Origin of the sequence: Clostridium sp. (genome assembly GCF_029258205.1) — a bacterium.
Taxonomy (GTDB): Bacteria; Bacillota; Clostridia; order Clostridiales; family Clostridiaceae; genus Sarcina.
This window is the reverse complement of record NZ_JARHZJ010000041.1, coordinates 13,556-34,268: the sequence shown is the minus strand read 5'-3', so window position 1 is coordinate 34,268 and position 20,713 is coordinate 13,556. Positions and strand designations below refer to the sequence as shown.

Sequence of the window (20,713 nt, the reverse complement as noted above, 5' to 3'; positions counted from 1 at the left end):
AGTTCTGTCCTTTCTTCTTTAAAATTTAATAATTTGTTAATGCAAAAAACTATTTTTATGCACATGAATACTTATTATAACATAAAATGCGACAAAAAAATATTGAATTATTATGAACGGTATGCTATATTTTATATAAACTTTTAATTTAGACCTGAGAGTCTAGAAAAGGGAGGAGAATAACATGGCAGAATCTGCACAAAATAAAGAGGTAGAAATACTAGAAGTTATAGGAGTAGAGGATAGTTTACCTCTAAAAAAAGCAATTCCTTTAAGTGTTCAACATTTATTTGCAATGTTTGGAGCATCAGTCTTAGTACCAATTCTTTTAAATATTGATCCTGCGACTGTCTTGTTCTTTAATGGAATAGGAACATTATTATATGCTTTCATAACAAAAAGAAAAATTCCAGCATATTTAGGATCAAGTTTTGCATTTATATCACCAGTATTACTTTTAATGGGAGAGGGATACTCATTTGCTGAGGTGCAAAGTGGATTTGTAGTATCCGGTTTATTGTTTGCTATCATAGCAATTATTGTAGGCTTTGTAGGAACAGGATGGATTAGAAAATTATTTCCGCCAGCTTCTATGGGAGCTATAGTAACAATAATAGGATTAGAGTTAGCACCAACAGCAGCAGATATGGCTGGTTTTCCAGTAGGCTTATCCAATTCAAAGGTTTTAAATCCAACATGGGTACTAGTTTCAATGATTACAATAATAACAGTAATTTTATCTTCAGTATTATTAAGAGGATTTTTAAAGGTAATACCTATATTAATAGGTATAGTTACTGGATATTTAGCTAGTTGTTTTTTAGGGTTAGTAGATTTTACACCAATAAAAGAGGCAAGCCTTTTTGTAATACCTCAAATACATATAGCTAAACCAAGTTTAAATGCAATTTTAACAATTTTACCTGCAACCTTTGTAGTAGTTGCAGAGCATGTTGGCCATTTAGTAGTAACAAGTAGCATAGTTGGAAAAGATTTATCCAAAGATCCTGGACTTAATAGGTCACTTTTAGGAGATGGTTTATCAACTATTATATCTGGATTTTTTGGATCAGTGCCTACAACAACTTATGGTGAGAATATAGGGGTAATGGCACTAACAAAGGTTTATAGTTCTTATGTAATTTGTGGAGCTGGAGCTCTTTCTGTAATATTGGGATTTTCAGGAACTTTATCAGCTTTAATAAGAAGTATACCAACACCAGTAATAGGGGGAGTTAGTTTACTTCTATTTGGTACTATAGCAACATCAGGCTTAAGAACTTTCATAGAAGAGAAGGTTGATTATTCAAAATCAAAAAACTTAATATTAACATCAGTTACAATGATAGTTGGATTAAGTAATATAGCAGTAAGATTTGGCGCAATAGAAATTAAAGGAATGGGATTAGCAACTATAGTTGCTATGATTTTAAGTATAGCATTTATGTTATTTGATAAATTAGGTTTAATGAATGAAAAATAAATATTGATTAAAAGAGCTAAATTCTATTAAGAAATTTAAATGAAAGATAAAATATTAGATTTTTATCAAAGTTTATTTTAATAGAATTTAGTTTATTTTTTCTAAAAAAGCCTTTAAAATTAGCTTGTTAAATTGTCTGAATTTTTAATTAATAGCATAAAACTATGCATTATTTAAAGAAAGAAGAAGTATCTTAGAGCATTTATAGACATAAACAAGGTTTTTACAGCATATATCTAAAAATTTATAGAAATAGTAAGAATATGCGTAAGATAGGCTATTTGATTAATAATTACAAATAGGTTACAATAAATAATATATTTTACTTAAAAAGTGTAAAATCCCTTCTGACATACAGAAAAGCGTATAACTTTCGCATGGAAGCGTAAAACTTTTACTTGCCAGAAGGAGGAGATAATATGGTAAATATTAAAAAGTTGTTTTCAAAGGAAAATAGGAATAAAACTTTAGCATTAGGACTGACTGGATTAGTTCTAGTTGGAGGCGTAGTAGTATTTTCAATGAGAAAAACTCTTAACGTAGTAGTTAATGGAGAGAGAACGGAGATTGTTACCTATAAAGGTACAGTAAAAGGGGCTTTACACGATAATGGAATAACATTAGCACCTAAAGACAAAGTAACACCTTCATTAGAAAGTAAAATATCAAAAAATGAAACAATCACTATAAACAAGGCCATTAAAGTAAAGGTAAAAACAGAAGATGGCGAAAAAGAGGTTGTTAGTGCGGAAGATAATGTAGAGGATATGTTAAAATCAGAAGGAATATCTTTTGATGATGATGATAAGATACTACCAAATAAAAAAGAAAATTTAAAAGACGGAATGGATGTTGAAGTGGTAAAAGTTGATGTGAAAAAAGTTACAGAAGTTCATCCTATAGAGTTTACAACAGAGGTAAAAAAGGATGAAAGTAAACCACAAACGTACACAGAAGTATTAAATGATGGACAAGATGGAGAGAAAAAAGTAACTCGTGAACTTGTTTATGAAAATGGAAAAGAAGTAAGTAATAACGTTATACAGGAACTAGTTGTAAAAGAACCTATTAATAAGGAAGTTGTTAAAGGAACAAAGAAAACACAAACTTTAAGTAGAGGTGGAGAAAGCATAAACTTTAAGAAAAAACTAAGTGTTAAATCTACAGCTTACAATCATCCAGTAGGTTCTGCAGAAGCATATACTGCATCAGGAATGCATGTGCTTAGAGATCCAAATGGATATAGTACAATAGCAGTTGACCCAAATGTAATTCCTTTAGGAACAAAATTATATGTTGAAGGATATGGATATGCTATTGCAGCTGACACAGGTGGTGCTATAAAAGGAAATAGGGTAGATCTTTTCTTTAACACAGAAGCAGAAGCATCTAACTGGGGCGTTAGAAATTTAGACGTTTATATATTAAATTAACTACGATAAAAGGACAGACTTTAGGTCTGTCTTTTTATTTTAAAATTTATATTTAAATAAATTTATTATTTATATAAAAATATAATTAAGATGTATTTAAAATATCAAATTGAATATATAGAATAAACAGGAGTAAAGTTTGAAGTAGGTCCTATGGAAACTTTTCAAAATAAATTTTATATAATGTAACTTAATTTATCTCTTTAAAATATTTATATAGTGAAGAAAAATATTTTTAGGAGGTATTTTGTATGAAAATAGCAGTAAGAGGTGGCCATAATTTTCAGGCAAAAGGAGCTAGTGGTATAATAGATGAAACTATTGAAAATAGAAAGGTTTATAAAGCTTTAATAAAATATTTAAGTATAGCTGGTCATAATGTTGTAGATGTGACTCCTGGAGACTGTGATGTTAATACTGATTTATATTTAGGAGTTCAAAAAGCTGAAGATAATAATGTTGAGTTATTTATATCAGTACACTTTGATAAGGCTTATGATAGATATGAAGGGGCTTTAGGAACTGGAACGTGGATTTATGGTGAAGGTGGAAAAGCAGAGGTATATGCTAAGAGAATAGTAGATAATGTTTCAAAGGGAACGGGACTTAAAAATAGAGGTGTTAAGGTGAATTCTAAATTATATGAGTTAAGAAAAACATCAATGCCAGCTATTATTGTAGAAGTTTGTTTTTGTGAAGCAACTGAGGATGTTAGAATATATAAAGAAAAAGGTGCAGACTTTATAGGAAAGCTAATTGCTGAATCTATAAGTGGAAAGAAAATAGTAAAAGAAGAGGTGAAACTTGAAAAAACAGAGAATTCTTTTAAGGAAAAATTTTTAAAATCAACTAATGCAAAGGCTTTAGTTGATTTAGATTCTAGAGATAATCCAAGTAGTATCTATAGAGATTTAGGAGAGATATATAAATGTGAAAGGATAAGGATTTTGCCAGAAATTTGTGATAAAAAGAATTACTTGCCAATAACTTATTGGAAAGATTCACCTAATATAGAATCTCAAAAGGTATGGGTTAGTTCAAATCAGAATTATTTAAAATTAGATACCAATGCTACTGTTATAAATGTAGTTACAGAACTAGATGCTAGATATACAAAATCTGAAACATCCAGTAAGATGGGATATGTAAAAAATGCTGAAAGACTTTATGTTCATAAAATAGAAAGTGGATATGTTCTAGCAACTTATTTTGCAGGTGATGGCTACAAGACTGCTTGGTTTACAGCAAAATATATAAGTTTAGATTGATTTTTATAAGACCTAGTTTTCTAGGTCTTATTTAATTTGATTAAGTTTTATATAAAAAGAAAAACTTGTATTTTATTAGTTGCTATATTTTAAGATTATTTAAATTAGTTTTTTATAAGCAGTATTTTATAGATGCTTTTTAGATAAATTTAAATTTAAAAAATATTATTAATTTTTAAGATTTCAAATTTGTTTTTTTTATTTAAGCAATATAAACTAAAATATGATAAAATTACATAAGAAATATAAGTTGAAAAGGAGATTATTAGACATGTTTAGTATTGCCTTATGTGAAGATAATTCCTTGCAAAGAGAAGAATTAAAAAATAATTTAAGTAAAGTTTTGGATGAAATAGGAGTAGTGTATAAAATTTTAATCTTTCAGACAGGAGAGGATTTATTAAAAGAGTATCCAGAAAAATTGGACATACTTTTTTTAGATATTCAAATGGGAGAGTTAACAGGAATGGAGACTGCTAAAAAGGTTAGAGAATATGATGATAAAGTTGAAATTATATTTATAACTGCCCTATGGGATTATGTTCAAAAAGGTTATGAAGTTCGTGCTTTTAGATATTTAATAAAACCAGTTAAATTTAGGGAACTACAAGAACAAGTTACAGCTTGTGTAGAAAATATTTTACATAAAAGAGATACATATATAACAATAAAAGATAAAAGTAATGTTTTAAAAATTAGAACAGACGATATACTTTTTCTTGAGACTTTTGAGAGAAAGGTAATAATACATACTAATTCTCAGGATTATACAGTAAAGATGGGTATGAATAAACTAGAAAAGGAACTTACTAATAAAGGTTTTTTTAGATGTCATACTAGTTACATTGTAAATTTAATAAAGATAGAAGAGCTTAAAAAGGATTATCTTTTAATAAATAAGTTTACTTTACCTGTAAGTAAGCATAGAATGAAAAATTTAAAATTAAGATTAACTAGTATTTTAGGGGATCTAATATGTTAATGAATAAAATTTTTTGGGATTTTATGGAAAGTGCTTCTCTTGTTATAGAATGGATAAGTTTTTATTTAATTATAAGTCAATTTAGCACAAAAAAAAGAAAAAATAAACAAGAGATTTATTCTTTTGTCTTAGTAATAATCTTTTCTATATTATTAAAAGTCTTAAATGTACATCCAAACGAAAGAATAATAATATGCTTTTTTATAGGTTTGATATATTATAAATTTAATTTTAAAGTGAATAATATAAAATGCATTATGATTTCTTCAATATTTTGGTTATTTATGCTAACAGTAGAAGCTCTATCGATTTCTTTTATAGTAAAAACAAATAATTTAGTTAGTATATCAGAACTTTTAGGTGAAAATATATATAGAGTAGAAACTATGATACTATCAAAGGTTATTTTAATATCTTTAATAATAGTTGTTAGATGTTTAAAGTTTCGTATAGATATTGGAAAAGGAGATTTTATATATGTTATTACTCCTATAGTTACTAATATAATTATTATTTTGGTTATATTTAGATTTGCTTTTAAAGAGGGAAGTGAGGGAATTGGAGAAAATGTATCCATATTCTTCGTTTCAATATTATTGTTATTATCTAATATGTCATTAATGTTTATTGTTAGTAAAATAATAAAAAATAACAAATTAAAATTAGAAAATGAATTTATAAAGGATAAATTAGAAATAGAATATAAGTATTATTCTAATTTAAAAGATAATCAAGAGAAAGTAAAGAGGCTTTATCATGATATTAAAAATCACATATCCTGTATTGAAGGAAATAATAAAGAAGCGGGTATAAGAAAAAAATATATAGATAGTCTTAATTTAGAAATAGACAGGTTAAATTTAGGGTTTAATACAGGAAATGAAGTGTTAGATGTAATATTAAATAATAAGAGAGAAAAATGTGTTCATAATAACATTTCTTTAAAGGTTTTTATAGATTTTTCAAAGGTTAATTTTATTGAGTACTTTGATATATGTACGATTTTTGCTAATTGCATTGATAATGCTATTGAAGCTTGTAAAAAAGTTAAGAATAATCATAATAGATATATAAGTATAAAAGGAGTTTGTGTAAATAATTTTTATGTTATTAAAATTGAAAATTCTAAAACAAATAAAATAAAAAAGCTAAATGGAGATTTTTTAACTGATAAAAAAGATAAGTTTTTACATGGTATTGGCATTAAAAATATAAAATTGTCTGTAGAAAAATATAATGGAGAAATAATTATAGAACATTTAGATGACAAATTCATATTAAAAATGCTTATTCCTATAAATCAAGAAAAAGAAGCCTAGATAAAAAAATCTATGCCTCTTTTTTATTATTTATATATTTGCTGACTATGTCTATAATTATATTATATTTATGTTAAATTTAGAAGGGGTATATTTTCTATTAAAAATATTTTAAATTACAAATAAAAATATTTTAAATTACAAAAAAAGTTTAAAATGTGTTAATATTATAAAAAAAAGTATTTTTGGAGGGGAAATGTTTAAAAAAATATTAGCAATAATAAGTACAGTTACAGTTTTAAGCTTTGTAGGATGTGGAGCTCAAAAAAATAATATTAGTAAAGGGGCTGACAATAATAAATATAGTGGAATGAGTGTCACATATCTAAATGTTGGTCAAGGTGATAGTGAGTTAATTCAGGTAAATGGAATTAATATGTTAATTGATGCGGGAACTAATGCAGGAGCAAATGAATTAGTTAAAGATTTAAAAAATAGAGGAATAAAAACTATAGATATAGCTATAGCAACTCATCCTCATGAAGATCATATAGGGGGAATGGATGAAGTTTTAGAAAACTTCGATGTTAAATCTTTTTATGCTCCTAAAGTAGCGCATACAACAAAAACTTATGAAAATATGTTAAAGGCAGTAAAAAATGAGGGCTTAAAAATAAAACAGATAAAAGAAGGAACAAAGATTGATTTAGGGAAGGATACAAAGGTTGAGGTTTATTCACCAGTTAAATCTGAGTATGAAGAACTAAATAACTATTCACCAGTAATGAAAATATCTTATGGACAAAATTCCTTTATGTTTACTGGAGATGCAGAAAGTTTGGTAGAAAAAGAAATTTTAAGTGAAAATAAGAACTTAAAATCTGATGTACTTAAGTTAGGACATCATGGATCGCACTCATCAACTAGTGAAGACTTTTTAAAAGCTGTTGATCCAAGTATTGCAATAGTTTCTTGTGCTAAAGATAATAAATATGGCCATCCTCATAAAGAAACTATGAGTAATCTCAAAAAAGCTGGTGTAACAGTTTATGAAACTTTCAGAGATGGTGACATAACAATAAGTTCAGATGGTAAAAATTTAGATGTAAAATTACATAGTGAAAATAAATAATAAAAGTTAAATTATTAAAGCTTAATTGATTTTTAAGAATATATATTATATAATGACTAAGAAAAATAATATATAGACAGTTCGAAAGCCTCCTGTCTTTAAATAAAACTACGGTGTTTTAAGCATAATTATATAGTTTTTATATAAGATTTATTTTGTTTGCTTTTAACCGTAGAATTTTCTACGGTTTTTTTATTTGCAACTATTTTTAGCTTTAAATATATTGTTTTTAAATTTAATATATTTAAGGTGTTATTTATCTTTCTTAAAACATCTTAGTTAGGAGTTTTTCAGAATATATGTTTTAAGGAGGAAGTATGACAGATAAAAATGTAAAAAGAATAGTTATATCAGCATTTATTGCGGCTTTATACGCAACTTTAACAATAGCTTTAGCTCCTATAAGTTATTTAGGGGTACAATTTAGAATATCAGAAATTATGGTCCTTTTAGCCTTTTATAAAAAAGATTATATAGTAGGATTAACCTTAGGATGTTTCATAGCAAATATATTAGGGCCAAACGGTACCGTTGATGTTGTTTTAGGAACTTTTGCAACTTTTCTAAGTGTTTGGGGAATATATTTAACTGGTAAATATATAAAAGGAAAGAAATCTATATGGATTGCTTCAATTTGGCCAACAATATTTAACGGCATTATAATAGGTTGGATGCTTAATTATGTTTATGGATTTCCTTTAGTTTTATCAATGGGACAGGTTGCATTAGGTGAATTTGTTGTAATAACAATAATAGGAGTACCTGTATTTAATTTTATAAATAAAAAATATTTTAGCAAATTAAATATATTAACAAAATAATTTTATTTATATATAAATAATTTGTTTTACAAAAACTAATAAAAAACCTTACAAATTCTATTTAAAGAATAACTAGATAAGTTTGAGAATTTAAATTCTTAGTAAATCTAGTAATATTCGAATAAGTTTGTAAGGTTTATTTAAATTTAGTTAAATAGTAGAGTGATTTAATTAAGTGCTATTTTATAAAGACAAAAAGAGATAAAATTGTTATAATAACAAAAGAGTTTTATATTGTGAGGTGATTAAAATGAGTGGTGTAGCAGGAGAAGGATGCGAGATTTTAGTGCCATTTAATGAGAGAAGACCTTTAGCTGAGATAGAGAGAAGTTTAGTTAAAACATATAGAAAACAAGTTTGGTCAAAATTTATAAAAGCTATAAAGGATTATAAATTAGTAGAAGAAGGAGATAAAATAGCTATTGCTATTTCTGGAGGAAAAGATTCTTTAATAATGGCAAAACTTTTTCAAGAGTTAAAAAAGCATGGTCAAATAAATTTTGAACTTGTATTTTTAGCTATGGATCCAGGATATCATCCTCAAATTAGAGAGTTACTTGAGGATAATTGTAAATACTTAGATATACCAGTATATATTTATGATTCTGGAATATTCCAAGTTGTAGACAAAATAGCTAAGGATTATCCATGTTATATGTGTGCAAGAATGAGAAGAGGATCATTGTATGGTAAAGCAAAGGAGCTTGGATGTAATAAGTTAGCTTTAGGACATCATTTTAATGACGTTATAGAAACAACAATGCTTAATGTTTTATATGCAGGTAACTTTAAAACCATGTTACCAAAATTAAAAGCTGCTAACTTTGATGGAATAGAGCTTATAAGACCTCTATATTATATAGAAGAAAAATATATAAAAAGATGGATTCAAAGAGCTGGAATATGGCCATTAAACTGTGCATGTATGGTAGCAGCAAAAAAAATAGGTAATAAGCGTTTTGAAATTAAAGATATGATTGAAGAGTTCAAAGAAAAGTTTGATGGAGTAGATAAATCAATATTCAGAGCGGCACAAAATGTAAGTGTAGATTCTATTTTGGGATGGGATATTGATGGAGAACATTATTCTTACTTAGATTTTTATAATGAAGAGTCATTATTAAATTCAACGGCAGAGCTAAAGCAAAAAGGATTAGTAAATGAAGCTGTTGCCTATGAAAGACAAAATATAGCTAGAAATCTTATAGGATTATTAGATGATGAAGTAATAGCTGAAAAAACAGGCTTATCTTTAAAAGAAATAAAAAGTATGCAAATAGATAATTAAAAAAGTGAGATATATAAAGGCAAAATATAAGTTGGTCTTTATATATCTTTTTTTATTTTCTACTTACTTAATAGGAATAATAAGGTTCAAAAATGACTATATGTTATAATGGTTTTATATATTAGTTTATTGATGTAATGTTTATATAATTAATCATAAGTGGAGTAGAGAGTATAATATTATTTTTTAGTTTATTATTTTTTTATACTATGTATTTGGCTAGAGCTTTATAGGATTTGTAATATGCCATTTATTTGGAGGAAATATAAAGTTTTAGTTTGTAATTTTAATTTTGTGTATTGAATTTTATTAAGATTTTAGGAGAAAATATTAAGTTAAAGGGATTATTTGAAAGGAGAAGGAAAAGTTTTATGGACATAGATGCTATGCTAAATTATTTTGCAACCTATGGTTTAACCTTGTTATTTGTAATAGTATTTTTAGAATATTTAAATTTACCAGGACTACCAGCTGGAATAATAATGCCTGCTGCTGGAATATTAGCTTCTAGAAATAATCAAAGTCTAATTCTTGTAGTTTTGGTATCAGTTGTGGCTGGAGTTTTAGGAAGTATAGTATTATATTTAATAGGATATTATGGAGGAGCTATGATTTTAGATAAATTAGGATTGAAGTTTCCTAAAATTGAACCAACCATAAGAAAAAGTAGTACTATTTTAAAAGAAAGAGGATTATTTGGAGTTTTTCTTTGTAGACTATTACCTGTCTTAAGAACTATAGTTTCTATTATAGCAGGTTCTGTAAGAATGAATTTTTTGAAGTTTTTAATATATTCTACTCCAGGAATATTCTTGTGGAATTTAGGATTTATATTTATAGGATATTTCTTTGGAGATTTGTTTTTAAAATAAAAATTATTATATAAATAAAAAAGGCTGTATGAAAAGTGTAAGTTGAAACTGAAATTTATTAAGTAATCTTAGAGAATTTAATAATATACTTAAGTTTAATTTTTAATTATCTTAATACAGCCAATTTAAAAGAAAAGTAATTTTTAGCTAAAGATAAAAGTAGAAGCTGTTTTATTATATTTTACATAAGAAAGAAATTAGCTAATGTTGAATTAGGATTTTCTTTTAAAATTTGTTTTGCAAGGTTAGAACAAATTTCATAAGTTAATAGAGGCTTTTCTAATGTTCCAAATAATAAAAGCCATTCCATATATTTTGTGGAATTTTCTAATTCAAATGCCTTTTTCCCATGATAAAATGCTAATTCTTCATAATATAAGGGTGTCATTACTATAAATAAATAGTATGATATAAGATAATTGCAATAAGCAAGTTCCTTTTTTTTCGTTTTTTCTATAGAAGTAAGTTTGTTATAAAGATAAAAATAAAAATTATTTTGAGTATGAAAATCCTTTGTTTTAAGTAAGATTAAGTGTTCTTCGGTTATATCAAAAATATTAGATTTATTTAAATCTAAATTAAATAAGTCATTTAATGTTTCCATAATATATCTCCTTATAGTGTAATATATAATTATAACATACTACATAAGATTTCTTATGTAAACAATATATGATTTAATATTGAAAATCATTTATTGTAATATACAAATATAGATTTTTTAAGATGAATTTAAGTGAATCTTTTAGATTTATATAAGTAAGAATTTTGAAATAATACAAATCTTTAATTAAAGGGAGTAATAATATGTTTTTAATATATTTTTTAGTAGCTTTATTATCAACAATTGCTGGTTCAATGGCTGGACTAGGTGGTGGAGTGATAATAAAGCCAGTTTTAGATTTCTTGGGAGATTATAGCATAGCAACTATTGGAGTTTTATCATCTTTTACTATTTTTTCTATGGCATTAGTTTCAATAATAAAGCAATTATCTTATAAAAGTAAGATTGATATAAAAAATACTGGATTATTAGGTATTGGTTCAGTACTTGGAGGGTTAATAGGACAAAAGTTATTAACTTTAACATTAAAAATTATTGAAGGAAGAATTGTACTTTTAGTACAAAGTGGAATTTTAACATTTCTATTACTATTTGTTTATATATACATGAATAATAAAGATAAGTTTAAGAGTTACAAAATTAATAATTTTATTTTAAGCATTATAATTGGAGTGTTTTTAGGATTAATAGCAGCCTTTTTAGGTATTGGAGGAGGACCAATCAATGTGGCCTTTTTAACAATATTTTTTTCTATGGATGCTAAGAATGCTGCTAGAGATTCTGTTATGATAATATTATTTTCACAAGCTTCTAAACTTTTAACTATTACTATTGGAACTGGATTTTCTGGATATGATCTATCTATGCTTCCATATATGATATTTGGAGGTGTTTTAGGTGGGTTTATAGGTGCTAAATTTAATAGAATGTTTAGTAATAAAATAATATTAAGAGTTTTTAATACTGTAGTGATTTTAATTATAGGACTAAATATATATAATTTCATAACTGCTATTTAATAAAAACTTTTTAATTTACACCTATATGAAATATATATGCAAATAAAATGTGATATAATAATTGAAAAGAATATATTCTCAACAAAGTGAGGGTGATAAAAACATGGGAAGAACTAATATAAGCTACGGAGCTAAGGATATTTTATATAAGCTTATGGGACAACTTTATAAAGGAAAGCCATTAGAAACTTTAGGGGTTAACGATATTCCTAAAATAATGGACAGGCTACCTAGAAACTTTTTTGAAAATGAAGTTTCTGAGGGAGGGCCTAACGAAATATTTATTTTAGAAGATGGTTCTATTTTACTTTTTGGCTATGAGGATGAAAAAAATATAGATGAAAATATGTTTATATATTTAGAAGTGGCTGTTAAAGTTGTAAAGAGATATTATAAGCATAGAGGAGCCTTTCCAAAGGTTAGGATGGCTATAATTTATGACTCAAGTGTCAAGGAAGCAAGAAATACATTAAGTTTTGGAGATATACTTATTTGTTCAGAAAGTATATTTATGAATAAGATAACTGCTGAGAAAGTTTTAAAGGAGTTAAGGGAGAAAATTTTAGAAGGTAATTTAACTCAAGCGGATAAGATAAAATTCATTATGTTACCACTTATGAAGAGTGAACATGATGACAGCAATATTTTAAGAGATTGTGTTCAATTAGCAAAATCAATAAAGTCTGAAAGAGATGAGGCAATTATATTAAATGGAATAATTGAATCTACAGATAAGTTTATTAGTGAAGAGCAAGCAAGAGAACTTAAGGAGTTGTTAGAAATGACTAAGATTGAGAGATTATACAATGAAGAAAGAGATTTAGCTGTTAAAAACGCAAGAAAAGAAGAGCAATTAAGAATAGCAAAAAGCCTTGCGGGGATATTATCACCTGAGTTAATATCAGAAAAGCTAGGTATAACAATAGAAGAAATTTATGAGCTTCAAAATGCAGAGGGCTAGAAAGTATAGTAAGATTTGCTTTAAATAAAAAAGGCTTTGGATGAAAAGAGTTTTTAATAATTAAAATTATTTTTCTCCAAAGTCTATTTCTTTTTATGGCTTTAAATAATATATTGAAAATATGAAGAGCATAAAGAGGATATTCATAAAAATGAAAAATATGCTATAATTAAAATCATTATAGATTTTTTAAAGGAGAGTAGTAATAAGATGGAACTTTTAGTTTATGTTAAAGGAAGAAGAGATCCTTTTACTTATAGTGGTGATAGAATAGATGTTTTAGATTTTGAAATGAATGGGATAAAGTACAAACAAATAAGATATTTTAGAAAAGGTTTTTCAAAATCAGAACTTATAGAAAGTGAATTAATAACTAGAATTAGAGAAAATAAGTAAATTAATTTTGCCATGAATAAAATAATCCTTTAATCATAAAATAAAACTGATTTAAGATTAGGAGGTGAAATTTATGGCAAAGAAAGATCAACAATCTTCTTGGAATTCAAAAAGATTTAAAGCACCTAAAAAGAATAATGAAGAACCAGTGCCAGAAATTCAAGGGGAAAAATAGATATACATTGAAAAAATAATTAATAATTGGCAAAATAAAATATAGAAAATTTATTATATTTAGGTTCATGGGTAAAAAAACTTAAATAAGTTTTTTATAATTAGATCTCATGGTATTACTCTCATTAACTATATATTAATAGGATGAAATACTTTTAAGAAATAAGAAGCTAAGTTACTTGAAGAAAAAGTACACATAGAAATAGTAGTACCAGATGGACTTCCAGCTATTAGTATAGTTAAAATGATAAAAGAAAGACCAGAAATAAGCAAGGCTTAGATATAAATTATCAGATAGTAAAAGGATCAGATGCGTTAGTTTTTAAGGTGTTAAGAGGAGAAGGGGATATATTCCTCTATTTATAGAAGGAAAAGCTAAATATGCAGTTGTTCCAGAACCTATGTTAATTCAAATAATGATAAAAAAACCAGAAACAAAAATAGTATAATCATTAAATGAACAGTGGAAGAAAATGAGTGATTCAAAAATATGATATCTTCAGTCTAGTGTTATAGTTAAAGAGGATTTATTGAAAAACAATTCAGATATTATTAAAAAATCTTAAAGGAAATAGATGATAGTACTAAGTGGCAAATGAAAATAAAGAAGAAGCAGGTGGCTTTGCAGAAGAGGTATGCATAACAGGCCAAAAAGAAATAATAGATAAATCTCTAAAAAGAGCAAACTTAAACTATGTAAGTGCTATGGATAGTGAAAGTGAATATATTAATTTTTATGACAAGATTTACAGCTTAGAGCCTAAAGCTATAGGAGGTAAAAAGATAAATTAAGAAATTTTCTTACAAAAATAAGAAATTAATATTTTTATCTTCAGTTATACTTTTTATTTTATGGAAATTAGCTAGTATGATTATAGGGAGTGAGGTAGTACTACCTTCTCCCTATTTAACGTTTAAGGGGTTAATTGAAGTAATAAAATCAAATGATTTTTTCAAAATAATAATAAGTACTTTAGGAAGAACTTTCATAAGTTTTATCTTAGCCTTAGTTATTGGTTTATTTTTAGGCGTATTTAGTGCTTTTAATAAATATGTTTATAACTTTATGATACCTATATTAAATGTAATGAAATCTTTGACAACAATAGGATTTATAATACTGGCTTTAATTTGGTTAAGTCAAAGTAGTGCTCCTATATTAGTTGGATTTATAACCAGTTTTCCTATATTTTATGATGCTATAATAGGATCTATATTAAATATAGACAAAAACATATTAGAGATGACGAAGATTTATGATTTTAGTATAGTTAACTTAATAAAGAATATATATTTGCCAAGCATAAGTTTTGTAATATGTAGAATAATGGTTTCAACATTTTCTTTAACTATAAAATTGGTGGTTGGAGGAGAAGTTATTGGACAACCTAAACATGATATAGGAACAGCTATTTTGTGGAAAAGAATTATTTAAATACTAATATGGTATTTGCATGGATAATACTAGTGATTATTGTAGGAATAATTTTTTCTTTAATACAAAAAATTATTGATGGTATAGTTTTTAGGTGGATTAAATAAAATGAGCATTAAATTAATAGATATAGAAAAGGATTTTGGAATAAAAAATATATGATAGATTTTCTTTGACCTTTCAAGAAGGAAAAATAAACTGTATTTTAGGAAGAGCTGGATGTTGAAATAGCACTTTATTAAATATAATAGCTAAACTTGAAGAGTTTAAATCAGGTGAAATTATAGGGATTTATAAAAATAGCTTATATATTTCAAGAGGATAGGCTTATTGAATGGAATAGTATATATACTAATATTGAATTACCATTGTTAAAAATTTGAAAAATGATGAAAGGAAAGAAAAAATTAAAAATATGTTGATATATTTAAGAGAAATCATTTTGAAAAAATAATATAGAAGAAAAAATTTTACTTATTTTAAAAGAATAAGGTTATAAAGGTGGTGTACAATGAGTGAAAAATTAGATTTACTACAGGATAAAGAAAATATATTATTAAGAAAATATATGATACCTTCAGTTGCAGGAATGTTAGGACTATCAGTATGTATATTATTTGATACTATGTTTATAGGACATAAAATCGGAGAATTAGGATTAGCATCACTAAATATAGCTTTGCCAATATATAATTTATATAGTGCCATAGGGCTTACTATTGGCGTTGGAGGGGCAACATCCTTATCAGTAGCTATGGGTCAAAAAAAATTTCATAGAGTAAATAGAATATTTACTTCAGCAGTATTTGTAACTATCATATTTTGTATAATAATAAGTTTATTAGAAGTTTTCTTTTTAGATAAAATAGTTTATATGCTTGGAGCTTCAGAAGCGACCTTTTCCTTAGCTAAGGAATATTTAAAGATTATTTTAGCCTTTAATCCTGCTTTTATTTTTGCATCTGCATTTATTGTTTTTGTTAGAAATGATAGAGAACCTAAATTGGCTATGTATGCAGTAATAGGATCAAATACAGCTAATATAGTATTAGACTATGTATTTATATATGTTTTTAACCTAGGAATGTTTGGAGCAGCTTTAGCAACATCTATAGGACAATTGGTAGCTTTAGGAGTTTTATCAATACATTTTATAAAGAAAAAGAATAGTATGCATATAGAGGTTGGAGGAATAAATTTAGATAATATAGGAAAGGTTCTTAAAAATGGAGTGCCTAGTTTCTTAAATGAAATATCAGCAGGCTTTGTTATATTTATTTTTAATATTGTAATATATAAATTTGAAGGGGATTTAGGAGTTTCAGCTTATGGAATAATTACAAACATAGTTTTAATATTCATGGCAGTCTTTAATGGAGTATCTCAAGGGGTTCAACCTTTAATAAGTGTAAATTTTGGAGCTAAAAAGGAAGAGCGTGTTAAAGAATTTTTAAGATTAACAAGAATAATAGTATTGATTTTAGGTGCAGGATTCTTTGGTATGGGGATATTATTACCAAATCAAATGATAGGGTTATTTACAAGTAATACAGGAAGATTATTGAGTATAACTAGACAAGGAATATATTTATACTTTATAGCATTCTTATTTAATGGAAGTAACATACTTAATATAGCCTATTTACAAGCAGTTGAAAAATCAAAGGAATCCTCTCTTTTATCAACACTTAGAGGACTCGTATTTGTTATTATGTTTATAATAGTATTACCAAGAATTATAGGTGTTTATGGAGTATGGTTAACAATTCCAATGACTGAGTTGAGTACGCTTTTATTGTTTTTAATATTTGAAATAAGAAATAAAAGAAAAAATATATAAAATAATAAAAACCGTTGATTATCAACGGTTTTTATTGTAAATGCAAAGAAGTAAATATAGTATAGTAAGAGTTATAGTGATTTTTTAAACAGGAGGTTAACTTATTATAAGTGAGGTATTGTCTTATAAGTAACCTAATAACATACTATGCAGATTTATTAAAATGTGATAATAAATTAAATAAAAAATTGTAGAAGTTAAATAAGTTGTATATAATAATATTAAAGAATTTTTTTAAGGAGAGATTTTTATAATGGACATTGGAAACTATAGAGAGATGGATCCGTATATGTTACTTAGTATTATAAATTTAAAATTAAGAGATTATTATAGCAATATAGATAGTATGTGTGATGATTTAGGAATTGAAAAAGAAGTTATTGGACAAAGACTTAAAGAATGTGGATACATATATAATAGTGAAAATAATCAGTTTGTTGCTGAATAATTATAATTTATGTTTTTTTAAATAGGGAGGATTAATTAAATGAACTTAAGAAAAGAACCATATTTATTGGTGTTTGGAGCTTCTGTAGTGGATGTATTTGGATTTAGCAAGGCTAGTTATAGACCATATAACTCAACACCAGGTCATGTAAAGATATCTTTTGGGGGAGTTTGCAGAAACATTGCTGAAAATATGGCAAGAGTAGGCGTAAATACTAATTTTATGTCAATATTAGGCAATGATGAGAATGGGAATAGCATAGTAGAACACTCAAAGAAAATAGGATATCATATGGATGATTCTATGATTATAGAAGGTGGAAGTACACCAACTTACTTAGCTATTTTAGATGAAAATGGTGAAATGGTTTCAGCTATTGCAGATATGAAAAGTATAGGAGCTATGAATACTGATTTTATAGATTCTAAAAGAGAAATCTTTGAGAATGCTGAATATACAGTTTTAGATTCTGATAATCCAGAAATAATGGAGTATTTATTAAAAAACTTTAAGAATAAAACTAATTTTATCTTAGATCCAGTATCAGCTGAAAAAGCAAGCTGGGTAAAACATCTTATAAAGGATTTCCATACAATAAAACCTAATAGACATGAAGCTGAAATATTAGCAGGTTTCCCTATAACAGATACAGAGGATTTAATAAAGGCAAGTAATTATTTTTTAGGTTTAGGAATTAAAAAGGTATTTATAAGTTTAGATGCTGACGGTATATTCTATAGTGACGGTTTATCTTGCGGTAAAATAAAAGCAACAGAAGTTGAAGTTAAAAATGTTACAGGAGCAGGGGACTCTTTTGTAGCTGGATTAGGATACGGATATATGAATGAAATGCCTATAGAAGATACTGTTAAATTTGCTATAACAATGTCTAATATAACAATATCACATGAGGAAACAATTCATCCAGATATGGCTTTAGATACCGTTTTAGCTAAGTTAGAAAAAACAACTTGGGAAGAAGAAAAATACGATTTAAATAGATAGAATAACATATTTTAAATTTCATTGTAGGCTTAATAATTAATCCTATATAAATATATAAATGTGGTGAGGTGAGATTATGAGTAAAAAAATAAAAAAAGGAAAACTTGCTCTATTAGCTCTAGCAGGAAGTGCTTTTGTAGCATCATTATTATATGACAAAAAGCAAAAAGATAAGAATGATATGGAAAATTCAGGGTTAGAGTTACGAAATATAGAATTTGAAGAATAAAAGATAGTAAAAAGGTTTGAGTTGAAATTTTTAAAATATTTTAACTCAAACCTTATTTTTTTAAAATTAATTTATAAAATATACAAAACTATTGAATAAATATTTAATTGGATGTAAAATAAAGATGAAATGTGTCGACAAATTATTAGTGAAGGAGTTGATTTAAAACAAATATTAAATATGTCGATAAATAGTTAATAAAGGGGTTGATTTTATGCATATACCAGAAAATTATTTAAGTCCATCAACTTGTGCAGTTATGGGAGTAGCTATGGTTCCGGTTTGGAAATATGCTATAAGTAAAGTTAAGAAAGAAATGAGTAAAAAGAAAATACCAATTTTAGGAGTTTGTGCAGCGTTTTCATTCTTAGCAATGATGTTTAATGTTCCAGCTCCAGGGGGAACAACAGCTCATGCAGTTGGAGCAGTACTAATTGCAATACTCTTAGGACCTGCTGCGGCTACCATATCGGTTAGTATAGTTTTGTTAATACAAGCTTTATTCTTTGGAGATGGTGGAATTCTTGCATTTGGTGCAAATGCATTTAATATGGCGTTTATAATGCCTTTTGCAGGTTATTATATTTATAAATTTTTAAAGTCTAAAATAAAAGGCGAAAAGGGAGAATATATATCCGCATTTATAGCAGGTTATTTAGGATTAAATTTAGCTAGTTTTTGTGCTTCTATAGAGTTTGGTATTCAACCTTTATTATTTAAGGATTCTTTAGGACATGCCTTATATTGTCCGTATTCATTAAGTGTGTCAGTACCTGCAATGCTTTTTACTCATTTAATAATTGGGTTAGTTGAAGGAGCAATAACTGTAGGAGTTTATGCGTATATTAAAAAAGTAATTCCAGATCTAATTACAGACTTTTCAAAAGATAAAGGAAAAGTTAAGTCAAATGTTGGTTTTTTTAGAAAAACAATTTTACTACCAATAATTGTAGCAATAGGATTAACACCATTAGGATTATTAGCTTCAGGTGCTGCTTGGGGAGAGTGGAGCACAGAGGAAATACAATCACTTTTAGGATATGTCCCAAAAGGAATGGAAGTATCTTCGTCTTTTCATGCTTTTGCAGATGGATATAATATAAGTGGTACTAATAATATTGTTGGATATATAATATCTGCAATAATAGGTGTAGCTACATTAATTATAATATTTAAATTAATTAGTAACTTGTTTGTCAAAGAAAACTAGATATTTAGTAAATGGATAAAAAAAATTATGATTCAATATATTTATTGAGTGTTAATTTATTAATGAAAGAAGAAGTTTAGTATGAAAATAAATGATTGGTTATTAAAAACTGATGTATATGAACCAAAGGCAGATAAAGAAGGGTTTCTAGATAAAACCATATTAGCTTTTGTTGGAGTTTTATCTAAAATTAAGAGAGACAATGAAAAGTATAATGGTTTTATTTATAAAATTAATCCTACTGTAAAATTAGCATCAACATTTTTAATTATAATTTTTTTATCATTAACTAGAAATGTTCATTATATTTTTTGTTCTTTAGCATATTCAATGATTTGTCTAGCTACTTTAGATGGTAATGATATTAAGAAAATATTAAAAACAAGTATTACTATTCCTATTTTTACTATTATAATGTTAGCGCCATCTTTATTATTAGGAAATAGTTTTGTAAATTGTCGAAATTTGATTTTGAAAATATTTATAACAGTACTTATGGTTAATACTTTTTCTTATACTACAAAATGGAGTGATGCAATAAAATCTCTTAAAGTTTTTGCTATTCCAGATATTTTCATACTTGTATTTGATATAACAATAAGATATATATATATATTAGGTGATTTTTCTCTTAATATGTTATATTCATTAAAATTAAAATCAGTTGGGAAAAATAATAATAAAAGACAATCTTTATCAAAAATAATAGGTATTTTATTTTTAAAGTCAAAAAATATGGGTGATGAAATGTATTCTGCAATGGAATGTAGAGGCTTTAATGGAGAATTTAAGTCAAGGCACAAAGTTGAATTACATTTGAATGACTATATATATTGTGCAATAACTTGTTTGATGATTGGTGCTTTTTTTGTAATATAAGTATTGATACAGGA

Annotated in this window: 20 protein-coding genes and 1 pseudogene; 20 read left to right on the top strand and 1 reads right to left on the bottom strand. The window is 26.2% G+C overall.

Annotation, left to right across the window (positions count from 1 at the left end):
* Positions 1-184 precede the first annotated feature (184 nt).
* The 9 genes and pseudogenes from uraA to Q1J60_RS05775 all read left to right on the top strand — a co-directional run bounded on the left by uraA (position 185) and on the right by Q1J60_RS05775 (position 10,538).
* The gene (uraA, locus tag Q1J60_RS05815; RefSeq protein WP_300259514.1) at positions 185-1,483 is read left to right on the top strand and encodes a uracil permease; all 1,299 of its coding nucleotides are present in this window, start codon (positions 185-187) and stop codon (positions 1,481-1,483) included.
* A 419-nt stretch (positions 1,484-1,902) separates the two neighbouring features.
* Positions 1,903-2,916: a resuscitation-promoting factor gene (locus Q1J60_RS05810; protein ID WP_300259512.1), complete on the top strand. Its 1,014-nt coding sequence runs from the start codon at positions 1,903-1,905 to the stop codon at positions 2,914-2,916.
* Positions 2,917-3,167: 251 nt separating this feature from the next.
* Complete coding sequence (locus tag Q1J60_RS05805; protein WP_300259510.1) at positions 3,168-4,184, top strand: N-acetylmuramoyl-L-alanine amidase; 1,017 nt, start codon at positions 3,168-3,170, stop codon at positions 4,182-4,184.
* A gap of 271 nt (positions 4,185-4,455) precedes the next feature.
* Positions 4,456-5,166, top strand: a complete 711-nt coding sequence (locus Q1J60_RS05800) for a LytR/AlgR family response regulator transcription factor (protein WP_300259508.1) — start codon at positions 4,456-4,458, stop codon at positions 5,164-5,166.
* A complete protein-coding gene (locus tag Q1J60_RS05795) occupies positions 5,166-6,485 on the top strand; it encodes a GHKL domain-containing protein (RefSeq protein WP_300375120.1) in 1,320 nt (439 codons plus the stop codon). Before Q1J60_RS05800 ends, Q1J60_RS05795 begins: the two co-directional genes overlap by 1 nt.
* A 196-nt stretch (positions 6,486-6,681) precedes the next feature.
* Positions 6,682-7,557 (top strand): ComEC/Rec2 family competence protein, encoded by an 876-nt coding sequence (locus Q1J60_RS05790; protein ID WP_300259504.1) that lies wholly within the window; start codon positions 6,682-6,684, stop codon positions 7,555-7,557.
* 317 nt (positions 7,558-7,874) lie between these two features.
* On the top strand, positions 7,875-8,378 hold the full coding sequence (locus Q1J60_RS05785; protein WP_300259502.1) for a QueT transporter family protein: 504 nt from the start codon (positions 7,875-7,877) through the stop codon (positions 8,376-8,378).
* 250 nt (positions 8,379-8,628) lie between these two features.
* A pseudogene (locus Q1J60_RS05780) lies at positions 8,629-9,492 on the top strand (tRNA 2-thiocytidine biosynthesis TtcA family protein); the annotation flags it as partial.
* Positions 9,493-10,037: 545 nt separating this feature from the next.
* A complete protein-coding gene (locus Q1J60_RS05775) occupies positions 10,038-10,538 on the top strand; it encodes a DedA family protein (protein WP_300259499.1) in 501 nt (166 codons plus the stop codon).
* Positions 10,539-10,719: 181 nt separating this feature from the next.
* Here the strand turns inward: Q1J60_RS05775 and Q1J60_RS05770 are convergent, their stop codons facing one another.
* Positions 10,720-11,142 (bottom strand): hypothetical protein, encoded by a 423-nt coding sequence (locus Q1J60_RS05770; RefSeq protein ID WP_300259497.1) that lies wholly within the window; start codon positions 11,140-11,142, stop codon positions 10,720-10,722.
* Positions 11,143-11,345: 203 nt separating this feature from the next.
* Here Q1J60_RS05770 and Q1J60_RS05765 point away from each other — a divergent pair, with 203 nt between their 5' ends.
* The 11 genes from Q1J60_RS05765 to Q1J60_RS05715 all read left to right on the top strand — a co-directional run bounded on the left by Q1J60_RS05765 (position 11,346) and on the right by Q1J60_RS05715 (position 20,699).
* Positions 11,346-12,122 carry a sulfite exporter TauE/SafE family protein gene (locus tag Q1J60_RS05765; RefSeq protein ID WP_300259495.1) on the top strand — a complete coding sequence of 259 codons (777 nt, stop codon included), beginning with the start codon at positions 11,346-11,348 and terminating at the stop codon, positions 12,120-12,122.
* A gap of 103 nt (positions 12,123-12,225) precedes the next feature.
* Positions 12,226-13,083, top strand: a complete 858-nt coding sequence (locus tag Q1J60_RS05760; RefSeq protein WP_300259493.1) for a hypothetical protein — start codon at positions 12,226-12,228, stop codon at positions 13,081-13,083.
* A gap of 210 nt (positions 13,084-13,293) precedes the next feature.
* Complete coding sequence (locus tag Q1J60_RS05755; RefSeq protein WP_300259492.1) at positions 13,294-13,479, top strand: hypothetical protein; 186 nt, start codon at positions 13,294-13,296, stop codon at positions 13,477-13,479.
* Positions 13,480-14,241: 762 nt separating this feature from the next.
* Positions 14,242-14,445, top strand: a complete 204-nt coding sequence (locus Q1J60_RS05750) for a hypothetical protein (RefSeq protein WP_300259490.1) — start codon at positions 14,242-14,244, stop codon at positions 14,443-14,445.
* A 76-nt stretch (positions 14,446-14,521) separates the two neighbouring features.
* Positions 14,522-15,088, top strand: coding sequence for an ABC transporter permease (locus Q1J60_RS05745; protein ID WP_300259489.1), 567 nt, complete (start codon positions 14,522-14,524; stop codon positions 15,086-15,088).
* 511 nt (positions 15,089-15,599) lie between these two features.
* A complete protein-coding gene (locus Q1J60_RS05740) occupies positions 15,600-16,928 on the top strand; it encodes an MATE family efflux transporter (RefSeq protein WP_300259487.1) in 1,329 nt (442 codons plus the stop codon).
* Between the two features lie 253 nt (positions 16,929-17,181).
* Complete coding sequence (locus Q1J60_RS05735) at positions 17,182-17,376, top strand: DUF4250 domain-containing protein (protein ID WP_300259486.1); 195 nt, start codon at positions 17,182-17,184, stop codon at positions 17,374-17,376.
* A 39-nt stretch (positions 17,377-17,415) separates the two neighbouring features.
* Positions 17,416-18,381 (top strand): carbohydrate kinase family protein, encoded by a 966-nt coding sequence (locus tag Q1J60_RS05730; RefSeq protein WP_300259484.1) that lies wholly within the window; start codon positions 17,416-17,418, stop codon positions 18,379-18,381.
* A gap of 76 nt (positions 18,382-18,457) precedes the next feature.
* Complete coding sequence (locus tag Q1J60_RS05725; protein ID WP_300259482.1) at positions 18,458-18,610, top strand: hypothetical protein; 153 nt, start codon at positions 18,458-18,460, stop codon at positions 18,608-18,610.
* A gap of 214 nt (positions 18,611-18,824) precedes the next feature.
* Positions 18,825-19,820: a cobalt transporter CbiM gene (gene cbiM / locus Q1J60_RS05720; RefSeq protein WP_300259480.1), complete on the top strand. Its 996-nt coding sequence runs from the start codon at positions 18,825-18,827 to the stop codon at positions 19,818-19,820.
* Between the two features lie 81 nt (positions 19,821-19,901).
* Positions 19,902-20,699 carry an energy-coupling factor transporter transmembrane component T gene (locus Q1J60_RS05715; RefSeq protein ID WP_300259478.1) on the top strand — a complete coding sequence of 266 codons (798 nt, stop codon included), beginning with the start codon at positions 19,902-19,904 and terminating at the stop codon, positions 20,697-20,699.
* The last annotated feature ends 14 nt before the right edge of the window (positions 20,700-20,713 follow it).

What these genes read in the sequence shown, in the direction of transcription:
- Q1J60_RS05715 (WP_300259478.1), top strand. Translation starts at nt 19,902, where the DNA reads ATGAAAATAAATGATTGGTTATTAAAAACTGATGTATATGAACCAAAG.
- Q1J60_RS05800 (WP_300259508.1), top strand. Translation starts at nt 4,456, where the DNA reads ATGTTTAGTATTGCCTTATGTGAAGATAATTCCTTGCAAAGAGAAGAA.
- Q1J60_RS05795 (WP_300375120.1), top strand. Translation starts at nt 5,166, where the DNA reads ATGAATAAAATTTTTTGGGATTTTATGGAAAGTGCTTCTCTTGTTATA.
- Q1J60_RS05755 (WP_300259492.1), top strand. Translation starts at nt 13,294, where the DNA reads ATGGAACTTTTAGTTTATGTTAAAGGAAGAAGAGATCCTTTTACTTAT.
- Q1J60_RS05765 (WP_300259495.1), top strand. Translation starts at nt 11,346, where the DNA reads ATGTTTTTAATATATTTTTTAGTAGCTTTATTATCAACAATTGCTGGT.
- Q1J60_RS05810 (WP_300259512.1), top strand. Translation starts at nt 1,903, where the DNA reads ATGGTAAATATTAAAAAGTTGTTTTCAAAGGAAAATAGGAATAAAACT.
- Q1J60_RS05735 (WP_300259486.1), top strand. Translation starts at nt 17,182, where the DNA reads ATGGACATTGGAAACTATAGAGAGATGGATCCGTATATGTTACTTAGT.
- uraA (WP_300259514.1), top strand. Translation starts at nt 185, where the DNA reads ATGGCAGAATCTGCACAAAATAAAGAGGTAGAAATACTAGAAGTTATA.
- Q1J60_RS05740 (WP_300259487.1), top strand. Translation starts at nt 15,600, where the DNA reads ATGAGTGAAAAATTAGATTTACTACAGGATAAAGAAAATATATTATTA.
- Q1J60_RS05730 (WP_300259484.1), top strand. Translation starts at nt 17,416, where the DNA reads ATGAACTTAAGAAAAGAACCATATTTATTGGTGTTTGGAGCTTCTGTA.
- Q1J60_RS05790 (WP_300259504.1), top strand. Translation starts at nt 6,682, where the DNA reads ATGTTTAAAAAAATATTAGCAATAATAAGTACAGTTACAGTTTTAAGC.
- Q1J60_RS05760 (WP_300259493.1), top strand. Translation starts at nt 12,226, where the DNA reads ATGGGAAGAACTAATATAAGCTACGGAGCTAAGGATATTTTATATAAG.
- Q1J60_RS05770 (WP_300259497.1), bottom strand. Translation starts at nt 11,142, where the DNA reads ATGGAAACATTAAATGACTTATTTAATTTAGATTTAAATAAATCTAAT.
- Q1J60_RS05775 (WP_300259499.1), top strand. Translation starts at nt 10,038, where the DNA reads ATGGACATAGATGCTATGCTAAATTATTTTGCAACCTATGGTTTAACC.
- cbiM (WP_300259480.1), top strand. Translation starts at nt 18,825, where the DNA reads ATGCATATACCAGAAAATTATTTAAGTCCATCAACTTGTGCAGTTATG.
- Q1J60_RS05805 (WP_300259510.1), top strand. Translation starts at nt 3,168, where the DNA reads ATGAAAATAGCAGTAAGAGGTGGCCATAATTTTCAGGCAAAAGGAGCT.
- Q1J60_RS05785 (WP_300259502.1), top strand. Translation starts at nt 7,875, where the DNA reads ATGACAGATAAAAATGTAAAAAGAATAGTTATATCAGCATTTATTGCG.
- Q1J60_RS05745 (WP_300259489.1), top strand. Translation starts at nt 14,522, where the DNA reads ATGATTATAGGGAGTGAGGTAGTACTACCTTCTCCCTATTTAACGTTT.
- Q1J60_RS05725 (WP_300259482.1), top strand. Translation starts at nt 18,458, where the DNA reads ATGAGTAAAAAAATAAAAAAAGGAAAACTTGCTCTATTAGCTCTAGCA.